The 9,949-nt window shown below is 50.9% G+C and carries 8 protein-coding genes, 1 pseudogene and 1 riboswitch; all 9 genes and pseudogenes read right to left on the bottom strand.

Going from position 1 to position 9,949, the window contains the following annotated elements; genetic code table 11:
• Positions 1-452: 452 nt before the first annotated feature.
• On the bottom strand, positions 453-1,772 hold the full coding sequence (ltrA, locus tag SSCH_RS07010) for a group II intron reverse transcriptase/maturase (RefSeq protein WP_044664847.1): 1,320 nt from the start codon (positions 1,770-1,772) through the stop codon (positions 453-455).
• A 136-nt stretch (positions 1,773-1,908) separates the two neighbouring features.
• Positions 1,909-2,115: a hypothetical protein gene (locus SSCH_RS07005; RefSeq protein WP_198142174.1), complete on the bottom strand. Its 207-nt coding sequence runs from the start codon at positions 2,113-2,115 to the stop codon at positions 1,909-1,911.
• 171 nt (positions 2,116-2,286) lie between these two features.
• Complete coding sequence (locus SSCH_RS07000; protein WP_044664846.1) at positions 2,287-3,786, bottom strand: B12-binding domain-containing radical SAM protein; 1,500 nt, start codon at positions 3,784-3,786, stop codon at positions 2,287-2,289.
• On the bottom strand, positions 3,783-5,111 hold the full coding sequence (gene bzaD, locus SSCH_RS06995; RefSeq protein ID WP_044664845.1) for a B12 lower ligand biosynthesis radical SAM protein BzaD: 1,329 nt from the start codon (positions 5,109-5,111) through the stop codon (positions 3,783-3,785). Before bzaD ends, SSCH_RS07000 begins: the two co-directional genes overlap by 4 nt.
• A gap of 5 nt (positions 5,112-5,116) precedes the next feature.
• Positions 5,117-6,139 (bottom strand): DUF2284 domain-containing protein, encoded by a 1,023-nt coding sequence (locus SSCH_RS06985; RefSeq protein ID WP_232294275.1) that lies wholly within the window; start codon positions 6,137-6,139, stop codon positions 5,117-5,119.
• Positions 6,033-6,665: a methyltransferase family protein gene (locus tag SSCH_RS20135; RefSeq protein WP_232294274.1), complete on the bottom strand. Its 633-nt coding sequence runs from the start codon at positions 6,663-6,665 to the stop codon at positions 6,033-6,035. The genes SSCH_RS06985 and SSCH_RS20135 overlap by 107 nt, the downstream gene beginning before the upstream one ends.
• Entirely contained in the window at positions 6,662-7,747 is a 1,086-nt protein-coding gene (cobT, locus tag SSCH_RS06980; protein WP_044664844.1) for a nicotinate-nucleotide--dimethylbenzimidazole phosphoribosyltransferase, read from the bottom strand. The genes SSCH_RS20135 and cobT overlap by 4 nt, the downstream gene beginning before the upstream one ends.
• Positions 7,748-7,952: 205 nt before the next feature.
• Positions 7,953-9,308 (bottom strand): purine-cytosine permease family protein, encoded by a 1,356-nt coding sequence (locus tag SSCH_RS06975; RefSeq protein WP_044664843.1) that lies wholly within the window; start codon positions 9,306-9,308, stop codon positions 7,953-7,955.
• Positions 9,309-9,406: 98 nt separating this feature from the next.
• Positions 9,407-9,590: riboswitch (cobalamin riboswitch) on the bottom strand.
• A 15-nt stretch (positions 9,591-9,605) separates the two neighbouring features.
• Positions 9,606-9,803 (bottom strand): annotated as a pseudogene (locus SSCH_RS21845) (recombinase family protein); the annotation flags it as partial.
• Positions 9,804-9,949: the final 146 nt, after the last annotated feature.

Here is a 9,949-nt window from a genome sequence, read left to right as displayed (position 1 = left end):
TTGCCTTCTTCAGGACGGAATGAATCGGCCTTCCCATCTCGCACTATTTCGAAGCTCAATCCCTTCAACCTTGCGGCTTTCGGCCCGCTGTCTCGCCTGCCTACGCTTAAACATAGCTGTTACCAGCTATGCTCCAAGGCTGGCTACGGGTGGTTGGCTAAACCTTGCCCGGTGGGATTCCCACCCACTGAGTGTCACGACCTGGCTTGGTCGCTCCCGTCCCCGGTGCATCCGTTGCATCAGAAATGCGCCGAGGAAGTAGAGTAGGCGGGGTCTCTTGCCGCCTGGTAGCGTTTAGGTCAGGACAGTCCGTTATACTGCCCCTTTCGTCTGGCAGTGCCTTAGTATCCCGGCCGTGCGCTACTGGCCTAGCAGTTGTATCCCCTACCCCTCATCGAACCGTACGTGCGCTATTAACGCATACGGCTCTCCGTAGTCATTATTCACGGATCTCACGCAAAGATTCTTACCCTGACATCGTAAATATTCACAAATATACGGGGTGTAGGCAGTGGAAATTTCTTGAGAAATAGCCTGAATTTTTCCCAATCAAAGCTTTTCCTCTGGCTGCGACGGTTTAGCCATTTGAAGAGCAGCTTTTCTACCTCATAGAGGAATTTATACAGCATCGGAGCATTGTCGGTTATACCATAGTAGCGGTAGTTTCCCCATAGCTTGGGTCTGATTAGCCACCAAATATACGGGGCAGGCATGTTCCTGTGCTTTTTAAGCCACTCTTTGCATCTCAGAATACTAGCTCTGTATTTCTTGCTGCTTGTCTTCCGCTTCACTCTGAACTTGCCTCTTTTGCTCCGGCTGCAGTAGTGGGTGAACCCTAGGAAGTCAAATGTCTTGGGCTTCTTTCCCCCTGCTCGACTCCTGGCCTCTGCCTGTCGTCCAAAGGTTATTATTTGGCTCTTCTCTTCAGCTATCTCCAGGTTGAACTTCTTCAGCCTACTCTGCAGTGCATTGTAGAACCATCGGGCATCTTCTTCATACTGAAAACAGCATACGAAGTCATCTGCATATCTGACCATGTGGGCTTCTCCTTTGCAGTGCTTCCGCACTGTGCTGTAGAACCACACGTCCAGTACGTAGTGCAGGTAGACATTTGCCAGTATCGGTGACACTACTCCCCCTTGCGGTGTCCCTTCTGGTGTACCGTAGCTTACTCCTGCCTCTACGATTCCAGCTTTGAGGAAGCGTGCGATGAGTCTTAGCATGTTTGGGTCTGCTATGCGCAGTTTTAGGCATTCCATCATCCATTTGTGGTCTACGTTATCGAAGAAACCTTTAATGTCCGCATCAACTATGTAGTTTATTGGTCGATTTTCGATGATGGCATTTAGTGCTTTTAGCGCATCATGGCATCCCCGCCCTGGCCTGAATCCGTATGAACAGCCTAGAAAGTCTTGCTCATAGATGGCGTTTAATATGCGTGCCATCGTCACCTGCACCAGCTTATCTTCATATGCCGGTATGCCCAGTGGCCTCATTTTGTTACTTCCTGGCTTGGGAATGTAGACCCGCCTCACCGCTTGCGGTTTGTAGGCCTGTCTCTTCATCCTTGCTACCAGGTCTTTCACATTGGCTTCTAGACTCTCTTCATATTCTGCCTTACTTACTCCGTCCACCCCGGACGCTTTTCGTTCCGGCATGCCCATATGGGCTGCCATGAGCGTTTCTTCATTGATTAGATGGACTAGTGTTGTGAATTTTAGCTTTGGGTTTTCTCTCGCTTTCTCCGCTATCCTTGTCAGTTTCGTTTCCACTATTTACTCTCCTCCGGTGAGTTACGTGTTCCCCTTCCAAGGGTAATGACTCCGCTACTGCCTTTCCTCTACAGGAGTTACCCTGCTTCATCGGTACTATGCAGTAATCCGACTCCCTGCGCGCCTTTTGGCTTCCTCACTTTGTATCGCTTGTCTGCCATACTCCCTCTTCGGAAGAGCCCGCAGGGTCTCCCAAGTTGCCGTGAACCAACTGTGTACAGCGTGCCAAGGTCTTTGACTCCGGGGAAGTTCCGGCCTGCTCGCCTCTATCGCCTGCCGAAATGTTGCCTTCTTCAGGACGGAATGAATCGGCCTTCCCATCTCGCACTATTTCGAAGCTCAATCCCTTCAACCTTGCGGCTTTCGGCCCGCTGTCTCGCCTGCCTACGCTTAAACATAGCTGTTACCAGCTATGCTCCAAGGCTGGCTACGGGTGGTTGGCTAAACCTTGCCCGGTGGGATTCCCACCCACTGAGTGTCACGACCTGGCTTGGTCGCTCCCGTCCCCAGTGCATCACTTGCTTCCCATGATTTTGTCGATCTCAGCTGCGTCTTTAGCCTCCTGCTCATCTCTTAGTTCACTGGTCAGAAGCTGTCCGGATTCCAAGAAAGAAAGGGCAGTTTCAAATCTGCTGGCCAGGAGCTGATTGATCTTGCCGTACCTTTCCCGGGCATTCTCAGGTTCTTTCACTCGCCTGCTCCAAATCCCGTCCATGCGGTCAAAAACAATGTTCGTCAGGCGGCGCATAAGATCCGCTAAAGCCGCCACACTATCATCCCGGTAAGGTGTTGTCCCCTCATAGAAAGAGTTCACATTCTGCAGCCGTCCTTCACTCTTGAGCTGTTGGAAAGCTGTGGTACCCATCAGGATAATCTGGTGGTGGTAAAGCACATTGGCAGTGATGGCCAGGTTTTCAAGCAGGTGATTTCTTTTTAAGAATTCGAAATTGGTCCTGATATCCTCCAGATTGGAGTCGGGTTCAAACATGATAAACCCTACATTTGGCTCAATACCATGCATCCTGAGGATCTCCAGGGCTCGCTCGTTCTGGGCAACTGTTGTCATCTTGTTCAGCCTCTTCAGTGACTCATCACGGCCGCTTTCCAGCCCAATCAGGATATTTCGCAGCCCGGCATCCACTAAAGCCTTGATCGTTTCATCGTGGATGTCGTTGACCCGGGCTTCAATACCAAACGTAATTTTCCTTTCTTTGAGTAAGGATGCCAGGCGCAGTGCTCTCCGTTGCCCCCGCTCACCTGGCCCAAAGAAGTTGGGGTCTGTAAAATAAAACTCCCGTTTCTCCCATTTTGCTATAATCTCATCAATCTCCACTGCTATGTTCTCCGGGCTGCGTCCCCGCCAGTGAGAACCTGTTCCGTAAAAAGGGTTGATATAACAGAAGGTACACCTTCCGTAACAGCCGCGGCTCCCCTGAAGATTTACCTCAGAGATACGCATCATCGCTTCTGTGCGCACCGGAAAAGGAAGGCTGTCCAGGTCTTCAATCAACTCCCGGCGCCTGCACCGCACTCCTGCACTATCCCGCACAGCAAGCCCCGGCAGATCTTGCGGCTTTTGGCCCCGGGACAAAGAGGCGGTCAGTTCAGCAAAGGTCAATTCCGGCTCCCCCAGCACCACAGCGTCAACTGCCTGACAATTTTTCAGTATCTTCTCATAAGCAAAGGTGGGGTAATAACCATACACAACAACATAAGGAACAACACCGTCCTTTTTCAGTTTTTCCAGGAAGGTAATTATTTCCTGATCCCCCTGCCAGTGATAAACCATGTTCACACCCAGCAGCCCAGGTGATACGTCTTTTACCTGTTCCTCTATCTCTTGATAGGAAAGGTTATCCAGATAGCCTTCAATAATACTGACATCATGTCCGTCATCCTGAATCACTCCTGCTATCGATCCAGACAAGAGACAGGAGGCAAGAGGAGTATTGGCGATATCATTGCAGCGCTCCTGTGATATAGTTCGTGGGTGCTCTAGCAGCAGTACTTTCATTTATCATCTACTCCCTTCCACATAAAGACATTCTTGCAGAAATGAAACGATTCCAAGCGGTAACGCAGGGTGTCATAGGGCCTGGGGTTGAAATAAACAGGATAAAGCAGGTCCGTATCCGGTGTGATCACACCCTCCTCCCTGGCGATCTTTTCTATCCGTGTGCCCGGCATGATGCGGATGTTGTTGAGCACTATCGTCCCCAGATTTCTTTTGGGTGCATGCAGGTCATAGATCCTCTCCAACATCTGCACCCCCTTTTCGATGGTCCGCTGATTCTCCCCGGGAACATTGACCATAAAGTGGTAAACACTGAGCACATCCCGACTGGCAGCGAGGCGAGCTGCCTTCAGGATATCATCCTCGGTCTCCTGCTTTCCCAGCACATCCAGGGCTTCCTGGCAGAGCCCATCCGGGGAGAAGGAAAAGCACTCACACCCCGCTTCCTCAAAAAGAGCGATATTCTCCGCATCCAGATGGTCTTCCCGGAAGAAACCATCCCACCTGATCTTTAGCTTTCTTTTCAAGATTTCACGGCAGATCCCCTCCAGGTGACCCCGGGGGATGTTTATCACAGGATCATTGAAGTGGAACTGCTTGACTCCATACTCTTTATGCAGAAACTCCACCTCATCCACCACATCCGCGGCACTGCGGCGACGCAGATGCCTCCCCTGCAGCTGCGGGTAAACACAATAAGAGCAGTTGAAGGGGCATCCCCTCTTGGTCTCGATCCCGATCGATGGTGTGTAGTTGTTGAGATCCAGGTATGGTTTAATGTCCCACAATGTCCGGTCTGGGGGAAGATAGCAGGCCATATCAATATCTGTTGAGGGAGGCAGAAGCCGTACCTCTTCCCCTTCACGATAGCAGAGTCCAGGCAGCTGTACTGGGTAACCCAGTGACTCCAGGAGTGCGGGAAAAGAGTGCTCCCCCTCCCCCACGATTCCATAGTCCAACTCCGACAGTTCTTGCATGATCCGCTCCGGGAAAAGGGAAAAACCTGTCCCACCGGCGATCAGGAGTGCCTCGGGTAGAAGAAGAGCAGTCAGGCGCACAGCAGCAGTAAACTGGGGGATCAGTGATGTATTCTTGTTCCCCAAGGGATCGATGTTGCGCAGAGAAAAACCGACAACCTCAGGTCTGAATTCCAGTAGTTTTTCCTGCAGCACCCCATAAGGGTCATGATCCAGGTTGAGGTCAAGGATCTCCACCTGATGCCCCTTCTTCTTCAAGACTCCCGCCAGCAGCACGATCCCGATGGGGTAGACCTTTTCCGAAGTAAATGTTTCTACAGAAGGTGTTTGTACCATTAAAACACGCATATTTATCACTCCAACAGCAGTAGTGCAAAGTATTTGACATAGTCATCAGTTTTGGATAAAGGGCGCAGAGAAAACCCCGCCTGCCTGGCTGTGGCAAAGACGTCGATCCCGGATCCTTCCATTGAAGGCCTGGCATCCCGGGTATTGCGGCACTCCCCATCAGGCGAACACTCATGGCAAAGGGAACAGGGTCCCGCCCAGTAGATAAAAGCCTTGTAGTAACCTGTCTGAAAAGCCGCCCGCTCTGCCTTGAGGGCGAGCTTCTGAAAATCCCTGGTCGGTGGTTCCCCCTCCAGGAGCAAGGCTTTGCTAAAACCAGCGAGTACTCTCCGGGTCTCGTCTGGAGATGGTGAATGCGGTGGACAGTGGGGAGTACCATAAAACTCACACCCAAAGCGGCAGCGCAGCGGAACCCAGTCTGCTATCTGCACATCCCTGGCAGCAATGGGAACAGCCCCGCGAAAACCAAGCGACCTGATTTTATGCAGCAGCCGGTCAACAGGATCCAGGGCCAACCTGTCAAGAGCAGAGCTTTCCCTGGAGGCTATGATCACACCCGTATCTGACTGCAGGGGGATCAGATCAGTTGACTGCAAGCCGTTTTCTTGAAGCCGCTCCACCACCCAGCCTGACGGAAAGGTCCTGCCGTTATATGTATTAATGAACATATTGAGATCAAAGAGTGCTGCCTTATCAGGAGAATGCTCCAGGAAGAAGTCGTGGACCAGGAGATAACCGCCAGGCTTCAACACCCGGGCAGCCTGACTCAGGATTCCCGAAATCTCCGTCTCAGAGTAGGCATGCACGATATTGGAAAGGATAACCAGATCAAAGTGCTTTTCCGGCAGGTTCCAGGCCTCCAGGATATTAGCCCCCTGGAACTGCACCCTGCCCGTAAGCCCCCTCTCCTTGATCATCTCTTCACTCACCGGGATCACCTGCTGTAGATCCACCAGTGTCCCCTTCATACCTGGAAAATGCTCCAGAAAACCCGCAGCCACTGCCCCGGAACCGGCCCCTACGATCAAGGATCTCCCCCTCATCAAAGAGCCTGGCAAAGATCGGGACAACCTCCAGGGCCTTGGCACGGGCTACATTATCCATTGCCCTGATATATTTTTTGATGCGCTGCTCCAGTTCCACACCATCGGCATCATCCGCATAAGATACCCTTCCCCCGGCTTTGAGGCAATTGTTCAGTTCCCGCCATCCTGCACTCAGGTACTTCCGCCAGAGGATCGATTCCCCCTGGTAATACTTCTTCCCCCGCACCAGATAATTACCGGCTAGAACAGTGTTTGAGTACTGCTCCTCATACAGACACAACAGCCCCATGGAGCAGAGCGCTCGCAAAAAGCGCTCTGTCGCTTGTGGATCCCACTTCAGGTGATCCGCCAGTTCACCGGAGGTCATACCCTTTTCAGCCAGAATGGTGAACAGGTCATTTTCCAAAGCCGTAAACAGCACCTCTGAATACCAGTAAGCTGTAGCCAGGTCCTCCAAGTATTGGGGACCCGCCTCCTGGGGTTCAAAATTCTGAAACGGTAATTTCACTGCACATACTCCTTCGATTTATTCCTGGCAACCCCGCATTCTTCGAAAGTCATCATCTTTCCGATCACTGCTGCAGCACCCTCTATGATACACATGGCCAATGCAGCACCTGTGCCCTCACCCAGGCGCATGTTCATGCTGAGCACCGAGGAAAGCCCCAGCTCTTCAAGCATCATCTGATGTGGGTACTCCATGGAACAGTGCCCGGCAATCATGTAATCAACAGCCTGTGGTGCAATACGCTGGGCCAACAGTGCCCCTGCAGTAGAGATAAAACCATCCACCACTACAGGCACCTTATAGTAGGCAGCACCGAGAATTACTCCGGCAATACCGCCGATTTCAAAGCCCCCCACCTTGGCCAGCACATCCAGGGGATCATTGGGATCCGGTTTATTAACCTGAAGCGCCTTCTCAATAACCTGAATTTTATGCTCCAGCACCTGTTCACTGATCCCGGTGCCCCGTCCGGTAACTTGCCATACCTGACGGCCGGTGAAGGCAGCGAAAATAGCGCTGCTGGGGGTTGTGTTCCCAATTCCCATATCTCCTGTTCCTAATAATTCGACACCTTCCCGGACAAGACCTGCAGCGATGTTCACCCCAGCCTCCAGAGACTGGACAGCCTGCTCTCTGGTCATCGCCGGTCCTTTGACCATATTTCCTGTCCCATAGTCAACTTTGTGGGAGAGGATCTTTCCCTGTGCCACCAGATCTTCAAAGTCCTGGGCAACCCCCATATCCACCACAGTCACCTCTGCCCCGGCCACTTCCGCAAGAACATTGATCCCCGCGCCACCGGCCACAAAATTGTACACCATCTGAGGAGTGACCTCCTGAGGGCAGGTGCTTACCCCCTCTTCCACAACACCATGGTCACCAGCCATGGTGACAATCGCTTTCTTCTTCACAGAAGGCTGTAAAGTCTCCTTGATCGCTGCCAGCTGTTCAGCTAGATCCAGCATCCGGCCGAGACTGCCGATGGGAATAGCCAGGTTGTTCAGGCGCTCTCTGGCTCTTTTTCTCCAATCCTTGCTGAGCGGCTTGATTCCATCTATGACATCCTGAAGCTGCACTACCATCGTAACGTCCTCCCTCATCATTTTCGTGCACATCTACTCCGACTTCCTACTTCTATTACCACCAGGCTTGCTTTATTGCTTATTGTAACTTTGAAAATAGATGTTGCATTTTCATCCTGTGATGGTGCCACTTGCGCAACATGGGTATCTGCCTGGAAAATGTGTTAACGATAAGGAAGCAAAAGAAACGTCCCCCTGCTTCCCACTATTTTTCCGCGTTGGCTGGTACTTTGACAGATACATCGGCATTTTTCATCTTTAAAATACCCAGGTAGATCATCCCACTCACAATCATACTCAGGAAATAACTAATATCAGCTCCCCCCATGTTCTTGGCCAGCGGCCCTACATAGAGCACAGAATTCATAAAGGGAATCGAGATCACCACACCACAGATAAATGAAAGAATCCCCGCCCAACCGTGTGAGCACCGCTCTAGTTCGGGCTTTAGCTGGCGGTAGAAGAAATCGCACAGCACCACCCCAAGCCAGGGTGCCACCCAGTAGGAAAGAAGCAGCAGAAAGTTGCTGTAGGTATCTGCCAGCTTACCGTAGCCAAAAGAAACCAGCAGCATTGCAGTTCCACCAATCACAACTGCAGAAAGCCACCTCTTGATCGGAATGCCCATGGCCTGCATAGCCAACCCACCGCTGTACATAGCAACCGCATTGATCGGAAAAATACTGAGGATGATGGTCAGCAGAGCGGGAATCATAAAGACACCCATCAGAGTAGAGAAGAATTCCATAGGGCCTGTCTGCGTCCCCAGCGATGCAGTCAAGGCACCGAGAATCTCCAGCCAGATGGTAACAGCCAACATCCCCAGGTAAGTAAACCGCCAGACCTGAAACTTCGAGGTATTCTCAGGTAAGTACCTGGAATAGTCGGCTCCGATGGGAGTATAGCTGATCTGGTAGGAAAAAGTAACAGCAACAGCAAGGATAAATACTCCCCAACTAAACCCTCCTGCACTATGACCATTTACTGCAATCACAGCCGGGAGGTTTTTTAAGGCTACCACAGTCACCATCACAAACAAACACCCTACAATAATCGACATCCAGTGGGTGAAGGTATGAATAAAGTTGTAACCATAAATGGCGATCAGCAAACTGGCCAGTGTCAAAATGATCAGTGCGGCATGATAACCCAGAGGTAATATCTTCTGCAACGCCATCACCGCCAGCACCAAATTAACTGCCAACCAGCCGGTGTTATTCATTAAATTGAATAACGACAGCCCCGCAACACCCTTTTTACCAAAAATACGCTTGCTGCCAGGTATGACCGGCTGCCCCAGACTGGGGCCCATTGCCGATGTCATGGCCAAAAACGCCGCACCAGCAACATTACCGATGATGATAGCCAGAATGGCATACTTGAGCGACAGCCCAAACTCAATTCCCAAAAACCCTGTAAACCAAGTAACCACATTGAGATTGGTGGCAAACCAAAGTGTAAACATCTGCTTTGGCTGCCCATGCCGCTCTTCCTTCGGAATCTTTTCGACTCCAAACGGCTCAACTTCCATCACCTTTTCCTGATAAACCGTCTCTGACAAAACTCTCCCTCCAATCGTTTTTTTAAAATAAAAAATCCACACTGAAAATCAGCGTGGATTTTACCATCACCCAGCTTAACACTACCCCACCGCGAGGCGTGATTAAGTTTTCTCAGGCAGGTCTCCTGACTTAGCAGCTTAACCTCCCCTGTCCCTTCCCGGAATGGTAAACCATCCGGTGGCTGTGCCAGGATCGTATCTGCTTACAGTGGCGGGTCCGTCCGGGAAATCACACCCGGTTCCCTATTCTCCCCTGCGGGCACCTGGAAAAATACGCATATGTAATTGTAAATATCATTATACTCGTAAGTATTTTTTTGTCAAGGAGCGTGAAACGTGACGCGAGGACGGTCCTTTTGTCACGCTTCTGTTGTTCTGATACTGTTGAATGCCACCTTTTCCCCGGGGTCCAGGTGTTCCTTTGCTGTTTAAATATTTTGCAAGTTTTTGCTGTCCCCAACCATCTATATACTTCTCTATGATAAAATGAAGTGTAGGATAAGCATCCGGATTTTCACATAATACTGCCTATCCTCACTTAATATATAGCCATAAGCCGGATTTGGAGAATTACCTTTCCACTCTTTGGCTTTCATCATCTTCGGTCAGTTTTACCAATCCAGCTAGTTTGCTTCCTCTTC

The organism is Syntrophaceticus schinkii (assembly GCF_000946815.1).
Taxonomy (GTDB): Bacteria; Bacillota; DSM-12270; order Thermacetogeniales; family Thermacetogeniaceae; genus Syntrophaceticus; species Syntrophaceticus schinkii.
This window is presented reverse-complemented; position numbering and strand designations above follow the sequence as displayed.

Bases quoted from the DNA above. Each gene is read 5' to 3' on its own strand.
- SSCH_RS07000 (WP_044664846.1), bottom strand. From the start codon at position 3,786: ATGAAAGTACTGCTGCTAGAGCACCCACGAACTATATCACAGGAGCGC.
- bzaD (WP_044664845.1), bottom strand. From the start codon at position 5,111: ATGCGTGTTTTAATGGTACAAACACCTTCTGTAGAAACATTTACTTCG.
- cobT (WP_044664844.1), bottom strand. From the start codon at position 7,747: ATGGTAGTGCAGCTTCAGGATGTCATAGATGGAATCAAGCCGCTCAGC.